The 19,381-nt window shown below is 57.8% G+C and carries 14 protein-coding genes; 10 read left to right on the forward strand and 4 right to left on the reverse strand.

What is annotated here, in order from left to right:
- Positions 1–30: 30 nt before the first annotated feature.
- Positions 31–903, reverse strand: coding sequence for a DUF2243 domain-containing protein (locus LH464_RS14815; protein ID WP_226787175.1), 873 nt, complete (start codon positions 901–903; stop codon positions 31–33).
- A 355-nt stretch (positions 904–1,258) separates the two neighbouring features.
- Between LH464_RS14815 and LH464_RS14820 the strand changes: the two genes are divergently transcribed.
- From LH464_RS14820 to malQ, 5 genes are all read left to right on the forward strand, one after another.
- Positions 1,259–1,519, forward strand: a complete 261-nt coding sequence (locus LH464_RS14820; RefSeq protein WP_226787176.1) for a hypothetical protein — start codon at positions 1,259–1,261, stop codon at positions 1,517–1,519.
- A 1,344-nt stretch (positions 1,520–2,863) separates the two neighbouring features.
- Positions 2,864–3,748 (forward strand): DUF72 domain-containing protein, encoded by an 885-nt coding sequence (locus tag LH464_RS14825; RefSeq protein ID WP_226787177.1) that lies wholly within the window; start codon positions 2,864–2,866, stop codon positions 3,746–3,748.
- A 388-nt stretch (positions 3,749–4,136) separates the two neighbouring features.
- Positions 4,137–4,913, forward strand: a complete 777-nt coding sequence (locus LH464_RS14830; RefSeq protein ID WP_255648398.1) for an SDR family oxidoreductase — start codon at positions 4,137–4,139, stop codon at positions 4,911–4,913.
- A gap of 33 nt (positions 4,914–4,946) precedes the next feature.
- Positions 4,947–6,719: a malto-oligosyltrehalose trehalohydrolase gene (treZ, locus tag LH464_RS14835; RefSeq protein WP_226787178.1), complete on the forward strand. Its 1,773-nt coding sequence runs from the start codon at positions 4,947–4,949 to the stop codon at positions 6,717–6,719.
- A gap of 38 nt (positions 6,720–6,757) precedes the next feature.
- Positions 6,758–8,626, forward strand: a complete 1,869-nt coding sequence (gene malQ / locus LH464_RS14840) for a 4-alpha-glucanotransferase (protein ID WP_226787179.1) — start codon at positions 6,758–6,760, stop codon at positions 8,624–8,626.
- A gap of 316 nt (positions 8,627–8,942) precedes the next feature.
- Here the strand turns inward: malQ and LH464_RS14845 are convergent, their stop codons facing one another.
- The gene (locus LH464_RS14845; RefSeq protein WP_226787180.1) at positions 8,943–9,470 is read right to left on the reverse strand and encodes a DUF4142 domain-containing protein; all 528 of its coding nucleotides are present in this window, start codon (positions 9,468–9,470) and stop codon (positions 8,943–8,945) included.
- Positions 9,471–9,725: 255 nt separating this feature from the next.
- Here LH464_RS14845 and LH464_RS14850 point away from each other — a divergent pair, with 255 nt between their 5' ends.
- On the forward strand, positions 9,726–10,652 hold the full coding sequence (locus LH464_RS14850) for a manganese catalase family protein (protein WP_226787181.1): 927 nt from the start codon (positions 9,726–9,728) through the stop codon (positions 10,650–10,652).
- Between the two features lie 89 nt (positions 10,653–10,741).
- On the opposite strand, the gene LH464_RS14855 is transcribed toward LH464_RS14850, so the two are convergent.
- Positions 10,742–11,323, reverse strand: coding sequence for a cysteine hydrolase family protein (locus tag LH464_RS14855; protein ID WP_226787182.1), 582 nt, complete (start codon positions 11,321–11,323; stop codon positions 10,742–10,744).
- Positions 11,324–11,885: 562 nt separating this feature from the next.
- A complete protein-coding gene (locus tag LH464_RS14860) occupies positions 11,886–12,287 on the reverse strand; it encodes a glycine zipper domain-containing protein (protein WP_226787183.1) in 402 nt (133 codons plus the stop codon).
- A 137-nt stretch (positions 12,288–12,424) separates the two neighbouring features.
- Between LH464_RS14860 and LH464_RS14865 the strand changes: the two genes are divergently transcribed.
- The 4 genes from LH464_RS14865 to LH464_RS14880 all read left to right on the forward strand — a co-directional run bounded on the left by LH464_RS14865 (position 12,425) and on the right by LH464_RS14880 (position 19,340).
- Positions 12,425–12,685: a DUF2934 domain-containing protein gene (locus LH464_RS14865; protein ID WP_226787184.1), complete on the forward strand. Its 261-nt coding sequence runs from the start codon at positions 12,425–12,427 to the stop codon at positions 12,683–12,685.
- Positions 12,686–13,895: 1,210 nt separating this feature from the next.
- Positions 13,896–14,654, forward strand: coding sequence for an ImuA family protein (locus tag LH464_RS14870; protein ID WP_226787185.1), 759 nt, complete (start codon positions 13,896–13,898; stop codon positions 14,652–14,654).
- Positions 14,572–16,086, forward strand: coding sequence for a Y-family DNA polymerase (locus tag LH464_RS14875; protein ID WP_226787186.1), 1,515 nt, complete (start codon positions 14,572–14,574; stop codon positions 16,084–16,086). The genes LH464_RS14870 and LH464_RS14875 overlap by 83 nt, the downstream gene beginning before the upstream one ends.
- Positions 16,083–19,340, forward strand: coding sequence for an error-prone DNA polymerase (locus LH464_RS14880; RefSeq protein ID WP_226787187.1), 3,258 nt, complete (start codon positions 16,083–16,085; stop codon positions 19,338–19,340). The genes LH464_RS14875 and LH464_RS14880 overlap by 4 nt, the downstream gene beginning before the upstream one ends.
- Positions 19,341–19,381: the final 41 nt, after the last annotated feature.

Below are 19,381 nucleotides of genomic sequence, written 5' to 3' on the forward strand. Positions count from 1 at the left end.
CGGATTCACTGTTCCAAAACGAGCGCGCGATCACGATGTCCACCAACTTGGGTCTGAAGCCCACCAGGCATTGCTATCGCCCTCTCGCTCATATGGAGCATAAACCCCCTGAGCCAATGGTGTTGGAGTAGTGCCGAAACATCCCATCCCGAGAACAGAACCGCTTACATAAAGCGCTCCATGCGTATAAAAATGCCATCCCTCGAACCGATTTTCGAGTGCCACAGTCCAAATATCACCGTCAGAGTTGCTCCAGAATATTCGGCCCCTGGCACTTTCCACGGCAGCTAGCACCGAGGCAGGGCTGACCCCCTGCCTGAAGACCACAGTCACGGGGCCGGCGTTTGACAATGGCAACGCGGCGATCGCACCGGCAGCCACAACGAATATTGCGATGCCGGACGCGATTGTCTTGCTCAGGCGGGATCGGCCTTTTCGGTCCGACCGGCCCACCTGGGTGCCCAGACCAATACTTACCAGCCCGAGAGCAAAAAATGCGACATCCCACCACAGCCAGTTCGGACTGTCGTCCTTGATGTGATGGAGACCGAGGAGCCAGTGATTTACGACGGCATCCGTGAGGTGCCAAGCGCCAAAGCCCACCAGCAGCCTGGACGCGAAGCGTTGTCCGGACCCCGCCGATGCAAATTCAACGCGTGCGCGCCAAAGAAGGTAGAGACCGACTATGCCGATCGCATACATGGCTGCATGAAAAAGCCCATCCGTCAGCATACGGAACCGGAGGTCCTCGTAGATCACGCCGTCTAACGAACTGAAAAGACTGTGCCATTGCAGGATTTGGTGGAGCAAGATGCCATCGAGAAACCCCGCAATAGCCACCCCGATCAGCAAACCTGCCGATCCGCAGGCGCGCCAGTCTGATCGACTGATCTGTTTCGGCATTGTCGCGCTCCATTGTTGAAAAAGACCGGTGCGAACACATCAAGAAGTCAGCAGTTCCACAGGATGATGTAAAAAAGGGTCTGGCATGACGGACGATGATGGTCGGCGCTTCTGACCGGCGGCCTGCCGTGTAGCCATCATGAAAGCATTGGTTGCAATGTCGAAAGAATTTGCCAAGTGGGAAGTAGCTGAGCAAGAAACTATCGCCTAGCGTCGGTGTTCGTCTTGGGAACACACGTCAGTACGAGTACGTTTTCCTATAGAGCGGAGTGCCTTGGCCAAAGGAGACATTCGCTCCTCCCGGATGCCTCGGGGAGACGTCGAGCCGTCAAAATGGCCGGAAACGGAGAACGGGATGTCAGAAAAAGCGCCGAAAATTGTCGTCTCGACCCGCTCCTGCACGGTTGTAAGCGGTGACATCAAGGTGGACGTCCATATCTATCGCTTTGAACATTCGAGTGACTGGAGCCTGCAACTCGTGAACAAGGAAAGCAATTCGGTGGTGTGGTTGGAGCCCTTCGAAAGCGAGGAAGCTGCATGGGAGGAGTTTGAAGAAGGTGTGAGGGAAATAGGCCTGGAGAATCTGCTTAATCCTGAGGAGCCCACTGTACATTGACTACACGCCCAACAGCGGCGGCCGCTACGGCTGGATGCACGGGTTCCTTGTCATCTCACGATGTTACCGGGGCGCGTGTTGGTTAGAAATGAACTGAACCCATGGCTAACGAGACAAAGGTTTGCCGAGCGCGAGATGGCTCGAAATTCTTTAGCGCGATGTTTGTGGGCCGATCGCACCTTCCTGAGAAAGTGAATAATCGACGCCAGGCTGGAAGAAACCAACTTTCGCCCCACGCGAGTATATTCGCAGAAACAACGGCTGTTCCCGATGAAGACCTGGAGATACGTGTACCTTTTCCTTGCAGCGTGTATATTGCTCGCGCCGGCTGTCGCGATGCTTTTAACGAGGGAAGTTGCGTGGCGACGGGAGGACTATGCAGTCGCAGCATCGCTACTTGCCGCGGCATGGCTCACGCTGGAGGCCTCGACCCGCATCGTACCGGACGGTTCAGTGTGGAGGGCCGCCGCAATAGCGATCGGTCTAACCTTCCTTGCTATATGGGCCATCCTGGCCGTAGGGCTGTAGGCCAATTTCCCAGGGGGTTCCAGGTTTTTCCGCGATATCGCGTCAAAGTGGTGGCATCACTAAGGGCGTAGGTGCGTTCCTTGTTTAGGGGAGGTAGCTGCGTGCTACCCAAGGACCTAAGAACCCAATCAAGGATGTCGAAATCAGAGCAGTCTTCACGATGTGATCCGTCGTGGTCCTTTGATCGGCTCACGAGGCACGCCTGTCAGCAATGTTGGTTCATTGATCGTTTGTTCCCTGGGCGTCGTGGTAACTCTACCGGCTACCCGGCCACCTGAAGAGATATGGCGTTTGGACGGTAAACGGCATCGCTTTCAATGCAGGGGCATTTGCTTCCCGCGTCATATTCGGCGCTCGGAACTTCTCAGCTTCTTCTCAGTTTACGCGGAATGAATACGGAAGGCGATTAGCTCGAGCGAATGCGCTTAGGGAAGTCGAGGCAAGATCAACGGAAACGTCCGAGCAGGGGCGCATCCTTCCTTTCTTCTGAAGCTACCGTGCCCAAGTGTGCGTTAATGACGGGTGGGCACCCAGGCGTTCGGGAGAGACTTGCTGGCTTTGATGCGCAGTCGGACATTACGGGCGACTTGCTGCTATCGATCCAGTACTGGTATCGAGCATCTCTTTTGCCGACGGTGGTGCTATTCACCTTGCGGTCAGGCTTCTGGGTCGAGCTAGTAATGAGGAAAACCCGTGAACGCCCCGCTAAGCTACAGCGCCATCTAGAGTCTCAATGCAATTTGACGCTCCGGAGGTCCGGAGCATCGACGGAGACCGGCAGACGTCGACCGGCATGGCGATACGAGGAGAGCCGGGTTGTCGGAACTTTCAGCTGAAGAATTGGCAGTCCGGAGAGCGAGAAGGGCACAGCGCCGCCAAAAGCAACGCGATGCGAACGTCGATCGCGCTGGCAAGATGCACCAACTTCGTGTCGCCAAGCCATTGGAGGTCCAACCGCCGATAGAAGGCAACATCTCCGGGCGAATCCATATCGGCTGCTCAGGATGGTACTACTGGCATTGGAAAGGGAACTTTTATCCAGCAGATGTCCCGTCGAGCCACTGGTTCGCCATCTACCAGGATTGCTTTCAAACCGTTGAACTCAACGCGCCCTTCTATTCCTGGCCGACAATTGGCACAGTGAAGACATGGATTCGTCAGGCGACCCCCGGGTTCGTGTACACCATTAAGGTCTGCGAGTTAATCACACACATCAGACGGTTCGAAGATACCCGTGACCTTATTGAAGACTTTGGATATATCGCCGACCTGCTCGGGCCGCAGATGGGATGTTTTTTGTTCCAGTTGCCGCCTAGTGTTCAATACAGCCCCGTAACCTTACATGCAGTTCTCTCGCAACTCGACGGCCGGCGCCGAAACGTCGTTGAATTTCGTCACAAAAGCTGGTGGAACGATGATGTTTACACGGCCTTCAAAGCAGTCGGCGCGATCTTCTGCTCATGCAGTGGACCCCGGCTGCCGGATGACTTGGTGAAGACCGCAGACGACATTTACATCCGTTTCCACGGCATTAAGCAATGGTATCGACATGACTATAGCGATGCCGAACTTGCCATATGGGTGGAGCGGATTGCTGAAAGCGGCGCCAAAACTGCATGGATCTACTTTAACAACGACCGCGACGGTCACTCTATCAAAAACGCGCAGCGGCTCTCAGAGATGATGTCCAATCGTCGATGAAAAAGCAGCGACCGTATCAGATCACGGGTCTTTCGGCAGAAGGCCGCCATGGCGAATGCGGGGCTGACGGCATACCCGGAGATATTCGCAGGTAGTGCGATTACTGCGTGCCTTTTTGGGTCAGCTCCGTGGCATTTGATCGCCGTTCCCCACGCACACACCAGCAAGATAGAGTGTCGCCCGATGCCGGATAGTGAGCCGCTTTCCGAGCGCCGCTCGTTGCGGTCGTTATGGCACAGTAAACACTAACGTATAGCGGTCAGCTGTCAGTCTTCCGTGTGTCCATGTGGGATGATGCCCCCTCATTGTCCCCTCACTCAACGCCCTGCGTCTGGAACTTCCATGAAATCTGGAAGTTCGTCCACTCGCCGAACATATGGAGATCATCATGAAGTCACCCGTCGCCCTCGTTACTGGAGCCGGTTCGGGTATTGGGAAAGCAGCCGCACTAGCATTAGCCGAGCACGGGTACAAAATCGGGGTACTAGGGCACACGCAACGGGAGATTACCGCTGTTGTGGCGGAGATCGTAGCAGGGGGCGGGGAGGCGCTTTCGCTTCTTGCCGATATATCAGACGAACGTCAGATGAACGCAGGGATTAAGCACCTTGTCAGGCAGTTTGGTCGGCTTGACGTGGTTGTCGCCAACGCCGGCATCAACGGAGTGTGGGCTCCGATCGATGACCTGAAGCTTTCTGAATGGAATGAAACGATTTCGGTTAATCTGACCGGTACCTTCCTGACAATTCGCTCAGCGGTGCCCGAACTAAAACGCTCAGGGGGCGGCTCTATCGTCGTCGTCTCGTCCATCAATGGAACCAGGACATTCACCACGCCGGGCGCGACCGCCTATACTGCCACCAAAGCGGGTCAGGTCGCGATGGTTCAACAGCTCGCTCTAGAGCTTGCCCGTCATCATATCCGCATTAATGCTGTTTGCCCCGGCGAGATCGACACCAACATTGAGTCGAACACCAGTCTGCGGAACGAAAAGCAGACGGCAATTCCCGTCATATGGCCTGAAGGACAGGTGCCTATAACCGGAGGTCGTCCCGGAAGAAGCGAAGATGTCGCAGACGTAATTGTCTTCCTGGCGTCAGACAAATCCCGTCACATCACCGGATCCCCGCTCTGGGTCGATGGCGGGCAGGGGCTGCTCCGCTAGTACATTGTATGACGCAATCACAGAGGTGATATCTTGGAAAAATATGCGTTTGGTCCGTTCTTACTGGATGACGGGGTCGAGTTCCGGCTGTGGGCTCCCCTCGCGCTCACTGTGTCCCTGAAAGTGGACGGCCGCGAGCTACGAGCGATGGAACGAACGGAAGACGGTTGGTATCTCTGCCGGGTAGCCGGCATTGGGCCTGGCAGCCTCTACAAATTTGTATTGGCGGATGGTTCGGAAGTCCCCGACCCGGGGTCGCGCTATCAGCCCAATGACGTTCACGGTCCCAGCGAGGTCGTTGATCTTAAAGCCTACACATGGAGGACGTCATCCTGGTCCGGAAGTCCGTGGGAAAAAAGCGTCATCTACGAAATGCATGTCGGTTCGTTCACTCAGGAGGGTACGTTCCGGGCTGCAGTTTCACGGCTGAACCATCTGGCGGAACTCGGCGTCACAGCAATTCAGATCATGCCAGTCAGCGATTTTCCCGGTTGCTACAACTGGGGGTACGACGGCGTCCTGCCGTACGCACCTGATAGCAGCTATGGTCGCCCCGAAGATCTAATGGCCTTTGTGGACGCCGCCCACGAGCGCGGAATCAGCGTCTTTCTCGATGTCGTCTACAATCATTTCGGTCCGGATGGAAATTACCTCCCGACCTATGCGCCGCTCTTCACCGAGCATCATGAGACGCCGTGGGGCAATGGCATCAACTACGATGGAGGCGGCTCGAAGGCGGTCCGGGAATTCGTCATCCAGAACGCGATTTACTGGATCAGGGAGTTCAGGCTGGACGGTCTGCGCCTTGACGCGGTGCATGCGATCAAGGACGACAGCGAGGAACATCTCCTCAGCGAGCTCGCCCGCCGCGTTCGCGAAGTGGCAGGCGCGCGGCACGTTCACCTCATCGTGGAAAACGAAGACAACGATGCTGATCTTTTAAAACGCGACGAGGATGGTGGCGTTGTGTCTTTCACTGCCCAGTGGAATGACGATATCCATCATGTACTACATATTGCGGCGACCGGCGAGAACTTTGGATATTACCGGGACTATGCCGGTGATGCGAGCAACGTTGGCCGCGCCCTCGCTGAGGGTTTTGTGTTCCAGGGCGAACACATGCCTTACCGTGGCGGGAACCGCGGCAAACCCTCGGCTGAGCTGCCTCCTACCGCTTTCATCTCCTTCATTCAAAATCATGATCAGATCGGCAACCGAGCGTTTGCGGACCGTATGGTTACGTACCGACCACTGGAGCCGATCAAGGCCGTGACCGCGATCTATTTGCTGTCCCCACAAATCCCAATGCTGTTCATGGGTGAGGAATGGGGAGCACGCGAGCCGTTCCCTTATTTCTGCGATTTCGACGAAGACCTGAACGAGAAGGTGAGAATGGGACGACGCGAGGAGCTGTCGAGACTTCCGGGCTTTGATGCCGACGACCTACTGGATCCAACCGCGCAGTCAACATTTGCGATGGCGAAGCTGGACTGGTCACAGCTTGACGGAGCCGAGGCGGCAGAAATGCTTGCGTTCTACAAGTCGATCCTCGCCGTGCGACACCAGCGGATCGTGCCGCTGCTAAAGGGCCGGAATGGGACTCACGGTTCCTTCCACCATGACGGAAATGTCACTTCGGTGGAGTGGACACTCTCGGGCACGAAGCTTCATCTGCTATTAAACTTATCAAATCAGCCAGCCAAGTTCGCAAAACAGCATGCGGCCGAACAGATTTTCAGCCTCAATTCCGACAGCAAAGATCTTCTCGCTCCGTGGTCGGTCATTGCAAGCATTCGTCAGGCCTAACCTTGAGGGCCGACGTTAGTCGATAGGAGGATGCCAACATGAAATCGGATCTCGACCGTCTGGCTGTAGCCAATGGGATCAGTCTCACGAGACCGAGTCCGGACAATGGCCAGGTACCAATCACCGACGCGACGAAACACCATCTCCTCTCTGCTTTAGGGGTCGATGCCGCAACCGCTTCCCGGGAGCAACAACGAATGACGCGAGGGACACATAAGAAGGATATCCCAAAATCCTATTTTCCGCAGTATCTCGAAAGGAAGCGTGTTTGGGGCATCAGTCTGCAGCTTTACGAGCTGCGCTCCGGCCGTAACTGGGGGATTGGGGATTTCGAGGACCTGGTGGAAATGGTCCGCCTTGCCCAGTCTCTGGGGGCGGATTTTGTCGGGTTGAACCCGCTACATGCACCGTTTCTGGCGGATCCTAATCGGTGCAGCCCCTACGAGCCCTCGAACCGCCAGATGCTGAACCCCCTTTATATCGCGGTCGACAAAGTGCCCGGCTTCGAGGGCGGGCCGGAGCTGCAAAGCCGTTTGCAGGCACTGCGGCAAACCGACCTAGTGGATTACGTCGGCGTCGCGGCAACCAAACAGGCAACGCTGCGCCGCCTTTGGCGATCATGGCAGGCGGTTGCCAATGCCTCGATTGATGGACACGATTACGAAGCCTTCGTCCGAGAGGGTGGAGAGGTCCTTCGGCGACACGCGTTGTTCGAAACCTTGTCATCGTTCATGGGTGACCGAAACAACGGCACAGGTTGGAGATCGTGGCCCGCCGAGTATCAGCGACCGGATAGTGCGGAGGTAGCCGAATTCGCCGATGATCATGCGGACACGATCCGATTTCACATGTGGCTGCAATGGCTCGCCCATTCGCAGTTGACCCACGCGGCTGACGTTGCCCGAGACGCAGGGTTACGGGTAGGCCTTTATCTCGACCTGGCCGTCGGAGAAGCCATCGATGGGTCGGGCACCTGGAGCGAGCCAGGCGCTTACATTTCCGATGCGACGGTCGGTAGTCCTCCTGACCCCTTTGCGACCGAAGGTCAGGACTGGCATCTGGCGCCTTTCCATCCGACAGCGATTGCGTCGGGCGGGGATGCCCCGTATCGGCGCATGGTGACTGCCGCGATGCGCTACGCCGGCGCCGTCAGGATTGATCATGCTGCGGCGTTGCGGCGGTTGTTCCTCGTGCCCATCGACGGTGCGCCCGAAGACGGCGCTTACGTAAACTACCCGCAGGATGATTTGCTGCGAATACTGGCGGAGGCGTCCGAGACGTTTAGCTGTCTCGTGATCGGGGAAGATCTGGGGATGCTCCCGGAAGGGCTACAGGACGACCTGGCTCAAGCTCGGATCCTGTCTTACCGTATCCTTTCCTACGAGCGCGAAGACGATGGTTTCAAGCCCGTGGACGCCTATCCCCGGCTGTCGCTTGCTTGCATTTCGACGCACGACCACCAGACACTGGCGGGGTGGTGGCGTGGCGCCGACATCAAGGCGCGGGCAGAACATGGGATCGTTCCCCCCGATGTGAGCGAGAGACATATTGAACGACGCCAGGAGGAACGGCAGGACCTGAAGGTTGCGCTGGATGAAGCAGGCGCCGGCCCACCAGACCGCTTGCCAACCGAAACGGCGAGCGACGAGAAGTTGACAGACTTGGTAGTCAGCGCTCACCGCTTTGTTGCCAAGACGCCGTCGGTACTGGCTGCGGTCCGGTTGGCGGACATGACGGGCGAAAACCGCCCAACAAATATTCCTGGTACCAGCGACGGCTATCCCAACTGGAAGCCTAAGCTGTCGGTGCCTATCGAGGAGTTGGCGACGTTGCCGCTGGTGAATGAAATTGCCGCCGCGTTTTGCGAAGAGCGGAGAAAAAGTGGAGCGAGGCGGTCGCGATCTTGATCGCCTCGTTCCAGGAGGGGCGCAAGCTCAGTTCTGTTCTCCGTTCTTGGCTCCCGGCACAGAGTGCCTTTCCTGTGCATGCCAACAAGCACAAGGACGCTATGGCAGAAGAATGACTGACAGGCGAGGATCTGAGGGTCATCATCGAATGATGAGATCGTGGCCACCTGGCAGCTTCTTCGATGAGGAGCCGGAGCGCGGAGGCGATCGTTTCGTCCAGCTCGACTTTCCGCTCGGAAGCCCCGGTTCGTGATTGGACGGCGTAACGGCGATGAGCTGCGGATAGGCAAACGTCGCCTCCCCGCAACGACTTCGGTTACTTGTCGAGATCCTGAGCCATCTTGTAGTGATGCTCAAGGGCTGGAAGCGTCTTCGCGGCCCAAGACTTCAGATCAGCGTTCTCGCCTTCCTCGGCATAGCGTTTGAATAGGTCAACGGCGTTTTCGTGGGCTTCAACCTGGTCGTCGATGTACTGCTCGTTGAACTCGGCACCGTTCAGCTTGGCGAGTTCATCAACTACTTCCTTATGGTCTTCTGTCAGGGCCGCAACAGGACTTCCCTTGACTTTGCCGGTTGTCAGGAGCGCCTTGAGCTCGGCGGTCGTCTTCTCGTGTTCCGTGATCATCTGCTGGGCAAACGCCTTGATGGGTTCGTCGCCCTTCTGCAGTGCATGCTTGCTGGACTCGATCTCGAATACATCGCTTGCCGACGCTTGCAGGATGAAGTCTTCGGTCTTTGGCGCAACGCCAAGCGCCGAGTTCACTCCGGTGGATTCAGTGGCAGACTGGGCGAATGCGCCGGCCGCAGTAAGCACCAGCGCAGTGGTGAGTAGAATCTTCTTCATAGCTTTTCTCCTTGTTTTCCCGCTCACAAACTTACCGCGGGGGAAAGAGTTCCACGCAGGTCAAGGAACTGGAAGCGCGCAGACCTATCTAATTACGATGTGATTTACGCCGCGCCCTTCCACGTCCTTGGGGGTATGGGACCTGACATTTCGAACAACAGAGGGGCATATGAACGCCGGTTGTCTTTGCAAGTATGCGGAACTTTGACGGCTCCAGGTGGTTTCAACTGGACCTCCAATAAAGGGATATGATCCATGTTCATGCGAGTCGATGAGTTGCAGGCCAACCTGCCGCCCCCGAAACGTGCCGATCCAAATGCCGCCGCAGCCCTGCAGGAGCTGCTCGGCGGAAAATACGGGGAAATGTCCACCCTTGGGAACTACATGTTCCAAAGTTTCAATTTTCGATCGAAAGAGAAACTGCGGCCTTTCTACAGCCTTGTAGCGGCGATCACCGCCGAAGAACTCGGTCACGTGGAACTCGTCAGCAATGGCGTTGCCATGTTGAACAATGGCCCGGATATCCCAGATGGCGATGCCGGCGATGGAGGCGATATCTCGGGCGCGCCGTTCGAGGACATGACCGATATCCGTCTTGCGGCGGCGTTCCTCTCCGGCGGAGGCGGAGCGATGCCTGTCAATAGCAATGGGGTCTCTTGGAACAATGACTTTATCACGACCACGGGAAACGTTGTTCTGGACCTCCTTCACAACTTCCACCTCGAGTGTGGGGCACGGCTCCATAAACTTCGCGTTTACGAGACCCTGAGCGATCCAACGGGCCGAGAAGTATGCGGCTATTTGCTGGTTCGTGGATCCGTTCACGCACACGCATATGCGCTAGCGCTGAAGAAGATTACTGGTGTCGAGATCGAAAAATTCCTCCCCACGCCGAACATCCCCTTGAGCAAGATACCCGAGAGCCAAAAGTACTTGGACGAGGGCTCACATCGTCGTCTCTATACCTTTAGCCCGAGCGATTACCAGGAGATGTCGGGCATCTGGGGGAATGGCGAAGTCGCTTTGCCCACCGATCCCCCGGGCGAACTTGAGGTCATCGATGGCATGCCGGAAGGCCATAAAATTCAACAGCTCGTCGGTGTTCCCTCGGCATTTACTCCCGACTATTCCCCCGAGGAAATGTTCGAGATCGCGCAGAAGCTCTACAAGAACTCGCGCTAGCCTAGTGGTGGGGGGCTCATATCGTTGCGCCCCACCCCTTCAAAACATAGCTAAGCATGATCACGAGGGGCCGGGGCGCCCCTCCCTGCTCAGTTGGCAGTTCGAAGAAATGCCTCCACGGTCGTTACATCAAGCTGGATAGAGAACCGGTCTCTGAGGAGAGTGAGAGCTGCATCGTGGGTCTCATCCGTTCCGCTGCAGACTGCATTAGATAAGACAGTCACGTGGTAGCCGAGGTCTATCGCGCCTAATACTGTCGCCAGAACACAGACATCGGTCTCACCGCCTGAAACCACTATCGACGACACCTTTTCCTCGATCAACATTAAATGGAGGCGTCCGTCGACCCAAGGGCTATAGGTTGCCTTATCAAATACCCGAGCCGGGGGTATATGCTTCCTCAGAGGATCAACAACATCGATCATCTCATAAGGAAGCCGGTCGAGTGTCATGGATCCCCAATTCTCATAATAATCTCGCCACGCACCAGTCGCCTGTGACGCATGGTGGGGAGGAACAAACCGAGTAAAAACCGTCTCAGATGGGAAGCGTCCGGCCACTTCGTCAATCATCGGCAACACAGCGTTCATCCAATCGACATGCCACGGCGTGTCTTCGTTGAACATCCGCTGCATGTCGATGCAGAGATGGCGCCAGTTTGGTGGTGACATGAAGACTCTCCTCACAATTGTGGCGATGGCGAGGCTTTACCATCCAAACTGCCGAGACGTGAGGATATGCCATATACCGATCTAGCCCCCGGTTTCGGGGATATGTACTTCGAGCTTCGCCCCGACGTCCAGATAGTTTGCGATTTGCTTCACCTGCGGCTTCATAATTGAAGGCCCCGATTTTCCATTTTCGTATGCTCGCAGTGAACCTTAGAAGGGATCGAAAGTTCCACCGCAGCAGACCGGCCGCTCAGATTTCCTGTTCAGCAAGCTAAGCACAGCCCTCACTTTGCCGGTCCAATATTCCGTCATGCGGTCGCAGAATCGTGGGCTGTTGAGTATACTGGCGAGTGCACGAAGAAACAGAGGAGCGAGGCACCTTAATGTTGAAGTACATGGCCGAGCGAATCTTTGCTTCCTCGTCAAACGCTCGGCCAGCGGTCGCTTCGCTGCAAATCCCACGCCCTACGCAAGCAACCTTTTCCCTGAACCGTTAAGTAGGGCACGGAGGCTCCAATGGCCTCCGGTCAAGAACAGGCACGATTGCAATTGTTCCGTGAGACTAGCGAGTGAGTCCAAAAACAAAGCCAAGCGCAGCGGCTACCCCAACCGCCTGCCACGGATTGCTCCGAATCCTGCTCTTGACGTCACTCGTGACACGGTAGCTGAGGCTTTCAGCCTCGTCTCTCAAGGCGGCAATGTTCTCACGGGGTTCGACGTAAGGGTCGTTCCGGTGTTCGAGTATCGACGCCAAGGCTTCATCGACACGCGGGGCATCAGAGGCCAGAGCAGAGTTTCTCGATAACCGTGATATCTCATCAGGAGCGCCCGATCTGGTAGCAGAAACCGGATCGGATGCCGGGAATGTGCCCTGCAGCCTTTCATCAAGCTCGTTCGATCGACCACGGTCCATGGCCTGTTCGTTTTCTAGTGCTTGAACCGCTGGAGATTTGTTACCTGCCATTGTGGTGTCCTCAGGTGGATGATGAGCTGAAAACGACCTCGGTTACTCGAAGTTCCTCTGCCTGCGAAATAGACTTCTCCGATATGGAACGACTGTTTGTGGGGTGAGTTATTCCGAATCAAAAAGGAGGGATGACAATGACCGACAAGGAACTACAGCAGCGCGAGCGTGCATACAAAATCTGGGAAGATGAGGGTCGGCAGGATGGCCTTCACGACGTCCACTGGAAGCGCGCTGAGGAGGAGCAGGAGCGGACCGATCAGCAATCTAGCGATCAGCAATCTGAAGACGTCACGAAAGTGAGGCGGGAGGAAGCCGACCGCGAGTTGGGCACAGATGGCAAAGAGCCCGGGCCTGCAACGGACTTCAAGCCGGCGTCTGCAATCAGCTCGGATTGAGTAGAAAGATCTTTGACCACGGACGTCAAAGGGCGACAAACTCAGCTGGGAGACAAGCCAGGAAGGATCGAAGGCCAGGTTGTCAAGATTAAACGCCCGACACAACATAAAGGGCCCCGCCGTCGGTGAGTGTCGAAAAGTCAGGCAAGCACGCGGCGCATAAACTGAAGCTCTGAAAAAATCTCAGGGCAAAATGTCGAATGGCGACCGCTATGTGCGGTCCCCATTCAGTTTCTCTCCGACAGCCGCGGTTTCGGCAATTAGCCTTACTCGGAGACAGATCTCTCGATGAGATCGATGCAGCTATCAGGTGATTGGGCAACCGCCGTACCGCTAACCGCTTTCTTGGTCCGTTGAAGCGGATGCCAGAAGACAGGCGTCGCATCTGTCAACACCGTCAACGCACATGCGATCGCAGTTGCCGATGATCCCCCGGCGAACCCGGGAGATCGACGCAGACGCCTTGAAGCGTCGGACGACGTCTTTCCGGTCCAGTTTACCGAAGAGGCCGCACCTGGCACACTCAACGATTATCGTAGCTCCCCCGAAAGAGCGCAAAGTCACATTCTCGTTCAAGGTACCGCTCCTGGCCTGCTTCAGGAGTTCCGTTGCCTCTTCCAGCGTGTCGATTTCAGTCTTCTTCCGGTCAAGGCCGGGGAAATCATGCTCTGCTGCCGTCTCGCTGGTCGCGCGAGCCTGAGACGTGCGGCCTCTGCCCCTTAGGCGTTCCGCTTCCGTGATCTGGGTCATAGGTGAGCCGTATCAGGCTCGTCGGGAGGAATACTTTTCGGTGCATTCTCGGCGAAGAGGCGGCTGATCGATAGCGGCCTGGATCTTCCAGCGGCGATGTAGCTTGAACCCAAGTCGCGAGGACGGAAAGCGAGCCTGAATATCAACCTGGTTGGGCAACTCCGGCCTCTTGGTGGGCTTTAGCATCGCTGTTCCTTTATCTTGGGGTTCGCACCTTGGGCCGGAACCGGTCCCGGTAAGCTGGAATATTGCAACCCAAAAATACCAATCGAGCCGGCAACTTAGAAGATCGGGGTTAGGTCTCTGATTCGTCTCGCGATTCCGCCGATTGCCCATTAGCGCCGTCTAAAAAAGATGATTCTGGCTGGCTTGACTCTGAATACCATAGGGAACAGATGTAGAACATCATATTCAGGACATGAAGTCCACTTTTCAGCGCGAGCCAGGAGGTCCGCGGACGATGACGCACGCCCAGACTTCCAAGGTCATAGACGATCTACGCGAACGGATAGCCCACCTTGAGGGCTCGATAGCTCGTAAGACCGTCGTACTCCCGTTTGGCGTTGCGGGGATGGACGAGCGACTGCCCGGAGGCGGCCTTGCTTACGGGGCGGTCCATGAGTTTGCGGGAGGCGGATCGGGCACGGTGGACGGGGCAGCTGCGACATTGTTCGCGGCTGGTGTGGCGGCGCGATCAAAGGGGAAGGTGCTTTGGTGCCTGACCAGACCGGACCTCTTCGCGCCCGCCCTGTCGCAAGCCGGACTGCATCCTGACCGGGTGATCTTTTGCGAAAGCGATCGTGAAGAAGATGTTCTGGCTTCCATGGAAGAGGGGCTGTCGTTCGGCGGCCTCGCGGCAGTCGTAGGTGAACTGGTCAGGTTGCCAATGACGGCATCCCGCCGCCTTCAACTTGCGGCCGAAAAGACGGGGACGATGGGACTCGTCGTCAGGCGATGGCGGAGGCAGACAGAAGCGTCTGATTTCGGCAATCCGACGGCCTCAACGACAAGGTGGCGGATCAGCGTGCTGCCGTCAGAGCCATTACCAACGGCAGGCGTAGGACGAGCGAGATGGCTGGCGGAGTTGATGAGAGTGAAAGCAGGCGAGAGTGCTGAGTTCGAAATAGGAGCCTGTGATGCCAAGGGTGGTGTGTGTCTACTTCCCATTTCTCGCGACGGACAGGATCAGACGTCATGGCGAGGGAGCCGTGCCAGCTGATCAACCTCTTGTCGTGATTTCTCGATCCGGCGCGAAGCGCTGGGTGTCAGCGGCCGATACGGCGGCTCGCAAGGTGGGTCTGCGTGTCGGGATGGCTGCCAGCAAGGCGCAGGCCGTGGTCGCGAACCTGACCATGGTCGATGCCGACCCCGCAGCGGATGCGGCTGCGCTTGAGCGGCTGGCCATCTGGGCGCTCCGGCAATACAGCCCCGTCGTCGCGGTAGACGGCACGGACGGCGTGGTGATGGATACCGAAGGGGCCGAGCATCTCCGCGGCGGCGAGGAGATGATGATTTCCGGTCTCGTGAACTCGCTCCGCGGGCGCGGTCTGACGGCACGGGCCGCCGTTGCGGACACGTGGGGAGCTGCGCATGCGCTGACGAGGCTGACGGGGGCGGAGACGACCGTCGTTCCTGCCCGGGGGACGACCAAGGCCGTTGTTGGTCTCCCAATTCATTGTCTGCGCCTTCCACCAGAGACGATCCAGGGATTGCGTGTCCTCGGTGTGGAAACTGTCGGCGAGCTTTCGGCGATGCCCCGCGCCCCGCTGACTTTGCGTTTTGGGCCGCAGGTCGGTCGGCGGCTCGACCAGCTGTTCGGTCGGATCGCAGAACCGATAGAGCCTTTGCGGACGCCGGAACTCGTGGGGGTATCGAAGAATTTCCAGGAGCCGATTGGGGCGGCCGAGACCATCGCGAAATACCTTCGTCGCCTGGTCGGCGAGCTGACGGCCAAGCTAGAGGAGCGAGGCCTCGGGGTCCGTCGGTCGGACTTGTTCATATATCGCGTTGACAACACGAGGCAGTCGATCCGCGCTGGCCTCCAGAAGCCCGTCCGCGATCCCGCTCGCCTGTCAAAGCTTTTGTGCGATCAGATCGAAAAGGTCGATCCCGGTTTTGGAATCGAAAAGATGGTCCTCGTCGCGGTGATGGCGGAGCCGCTGGAAGAGCGGCAGGTAGCGTCCTCCCTGATCGAGGAACAGGTCGTCGATGTCACGCCTCTCATCGACATCTTGGGCAACCGAGGTCAGCGCCTCTATCGCAGCACCCCGGTCGCGTCGGATGTCCCGGAACGCTCGGTCGGAAGGATCGCAGCCACAGCGGACGAGACCGGGGTCGACTGGGGCGTGAAGTGGCCTCGGCCGTCACGCATGCTGCCCCGCCCGGAAGAGATCGAGACAATGGCCGTCCTTCCGGACCAGCCGCCCGTCGTCATTACCTGGCGGGGCAAGCGCAGGCGGATCGTCCGCGCCGACGGGCCGGAACGCATCTTTGGTGAATGGTGGAAGAGGCCTATCGAAATGGAAGCCGTCCGTGATTATTTCGTCGTAGAGGACGAACAGGGCGAGCGGCTCTGGGTGTATCGCTCGGGCGACGGCGTCGACGCTGGGACCGGCTCGCACCGATGGTTCCTCCATGGAGTCTTCGGATGAGATACGCTGAGCTCCAAGTCACGAGCCACTTTAGTTTTCTTCGGGGAGCATCCAGCGCCGACGAACTGTTCGCCATGGCGGCCGCGATGGGCATCGACGCCCTTGGCGTCGTGGATCGGAACAGCTTGGCGGGCATAGTCCGTGCCTGGGAGGCGGCCAAGACCATGCGCGTCCGCCTTGTCGTAGGCTGCCGTCTCGATCTTGCCGACGGGATGTCGATCCTTGTCTACCCGATGGATCGTCCAGCGTATTCAAGGCTCACCCGCATGCTGTCGTTGGGCAAGGGCCGGGGCGGCAAGGGAAAGTGCATCCTCGATATCAACGACCTCGAAGCTTACAGCGAAGGCCTGATCGCGCTTCTGATCCCGGACGAGGCCGATGATATCTGCGCTGGCCAGCTCCGAAAGGTAGCCGCCATTTTTGGTGACAGGGCATACGTATCTCTGTGCCTCCGCCGTCGACCAAACGACAGGCTCCGCCTTCACAACCTCTCGAATATGGCCGCCCGCCATAAGGTCAAGACCGTCGTCACCAACGACGTCCTCTTCCACGACCCTTCACGCCGACAGTTGCAGGACATTGTGACGTGTATCCGCAATCGAACGACCATCGATAGCGTTGGCTTCGACAGGGAAAGGCACGCAGACCGTTTCCTCAAGGCTCCCGAGGAGATGCACCGCCTGTTCGCCGAGTATCCGGAAGCGTTGGCGCGGACCCGGGAGATCGTCGATCGCTGCAAGTTCGACATGTCCGAACTCCAGTACCAGTATCCCGATGAAGCCATCGTCCCAGGGCTGGACGCCCAGCAGTCATTGACCAAGTTCGCTTGGGAAGGCGCGGCCGACCGCTATCCCGAGGGCATCCCGGACAAGGTCCGCAAGGCAATCCTCCATGAACTCGAGCTGATACGGGTCATGAAGTACGCCCCGTATTTTTTGACCGTCTACTCGATCGTGAGGTTCGCGCGATCGAAGGACATTCTGTGCCAGGGGCGCGGGTCGGCTGCCAACTCAGCCGTCTGCTACTGCCTTGGGATCACAAGCATCAATCCCGAGACCTCGGACCTCCTGTTCGAACGCTTCGTCTCCAGGGAGCGAGACGAACCACCCGACATCGATGTGGACTTTGAACACTCTCGCCGCGAGGAGGTCATTCAGTGGATATACGAGACCTACGGACGGTCTAGGTCCGCTCTTTGTTCGACCGTTCTCCGATATCGTGCCAAAGGCGCTCTACGCGACGTCGGCAAGGCACTGGGGCTTCCAGAAGACCTGATCACACAGCTGTCGTCAGGCGTCTGGGGATGGTCCGAAGGTGTCGGTGAGAAGCAACTCCGCGAAAACAACATGAACACGTCGGACTACCGACTGCGATTAGCGCTCGATCTCGCTGGTCAGCTCATGGGCGCGCCGCGACATCTCGGCCAGCATCCAGGTGGTTTCGTGCTCACTCAGGATCGTCTCGACGACCTGGTTCCTATCGAGCCGGCGAGCATGAAGGATCGTCAAGTCGTCGAGTGGGACAAGGATGACATCGAAGCTCTCAAGTTTATGAAAGTCGACGTCCTGGCGCTCGGAATGCTGTCCTGCATGGCGCGGTCATTCGAGTTGCTGGCCGAGCACAAGAACGTGCCGATGGGGCTGGCTGACGTCCCGCAGGAAGACACCAAGACCTACGCAATGATCCGCCGAGCGGACACGCTGGGAACGTTTCAAATCGAGAGCCGCGCCCAGATGGCCATGCTGCCACGACTGAAGCCGAGGACGTTCTACGACCTCGTGGTCCAGGTGGCGATTGTCCGGCCCGGGCCTATTCAAGGCGACATGGTGCATCCTTATCTTCGCCGTCGTGAAGGGAAGGAGAAGGTCGAGTACCCGACGCCAGAACTGGAGGCCGTCCTCGGTAAAACGCTTGGTGTCCCACTTTTCCAGGAGAGCGCTATGAAAGTGGCCATGGTCTGCGCGGGCTTCTCCGCAGGCGAGGCCGACCAGCTGCGGCGCGCCATGGCGACGTTCAAGTTCACGGGAGGCGTTTCGAAGTTCAAGGACAAGCTCGTCAGTGGCATGGTGAAAAACGGATACACGGCCGAGTTCGCCGAGCGGACTTTCAGCCAGCTTGAAGGGTTCGGCTCTTACGGTTTCCCTGAGAGCCATGCGGCCTCGTTCGCATTGATCGCCTACGCTTCGTCATGGGTGAAATGCCACCACCCCGACGTCTTTTGCGCTGCTCTCATCAACAGTCAGCCGATGGGCTTTTACTCGGTCGCCCAAATCGTCACAGACGCACGCCAACATGGCGTCGAGGTTCGGCCCGTCTGCGTGAACGCCTCCCGGTGGGACTGCACCATGGAAAGGATCGGGGGTTCGGATCGCTTTGCCGTCCGTCTTGGCATGCGTGTCGTCAAAGGTCTCCCCGAGATCGATGCCGCCCGCATTGTTCTTGCCCGTGCGGATGAGCCGTTTGAAACCGCCGATGACATGTGGCGACGCTCTGGCGTACCGACCGCCTCTCTGGTGAAGCTCGCCAATGCTGACGTATTCCTGTCGTCTTTGGGTTTGGAGCGTCGTCAGGCGCTCTGGGACATCAAGGCGCTGCGTGACGAGCCGCTCGAACTATGGGCGGCCGCGGCCGAGCGCGAAGCTAACACCGTGCCCGAGATGCAGGAGCCCAAAGTCGAACTCAAGTCGATGACCGAGGGCAGGGAGGTCGTCGAGGACTACACGAACACGGGGCTGACCCTGCGAGCGCATCCGATGTCCTTCCTTCGCCAGGATCTCAAGGCAAAGAGGATCGTTACCTGTTCCGAGGCGATGGGTGAGCGCGATGGGAAGTGGCTATGGACGGCGGGGTTGGTTCTCGTCAGACAACGCCCTGGATCGGCCAAGGGTGTCATGTTCCTGACCCTGGAAGACGAGACGGGGATCGTCAATGCCGTCGTGTGGCCGTCGCTATTCGAGAAGCAGCGTCGTGTTCTCATGACGGCCAGCATGATGGGCATTCACGGAAAGATACAGCGAGAAGGCGAGGTTGTGCATCTCGTCGCCCAGAAGCTGTTCGATTTCTCAAGCGATCTCTCGAACCTGGGCGAGCGCGGGGGCGACTTCCCGCTACCGCACGGGCGTGGCGACCAGGTTAAGCATGGTGGAGGGCCTGATCCACGCGATAGCGCGAAGCCAGCGGTGCAGACACGAGACATATACATTCCGGACCTCCACATCGACACGTTGAAGGTGAAGTCGCGCAATTTTCATTGAAGGCAGCTTTCGGCCCAAAGCGGACAAACCAACATTTCCCT

Source organism: Pseudorhizobium xiangyangii, assembly GCF_020531965.1.
Classification (GTDB): Bacteria; Pseudomonadota; Alphaproteobacteria; order Rhizobiales; family Rhizobiaceae; genus Neorhizobium; species Neorhizobium xiangyangii.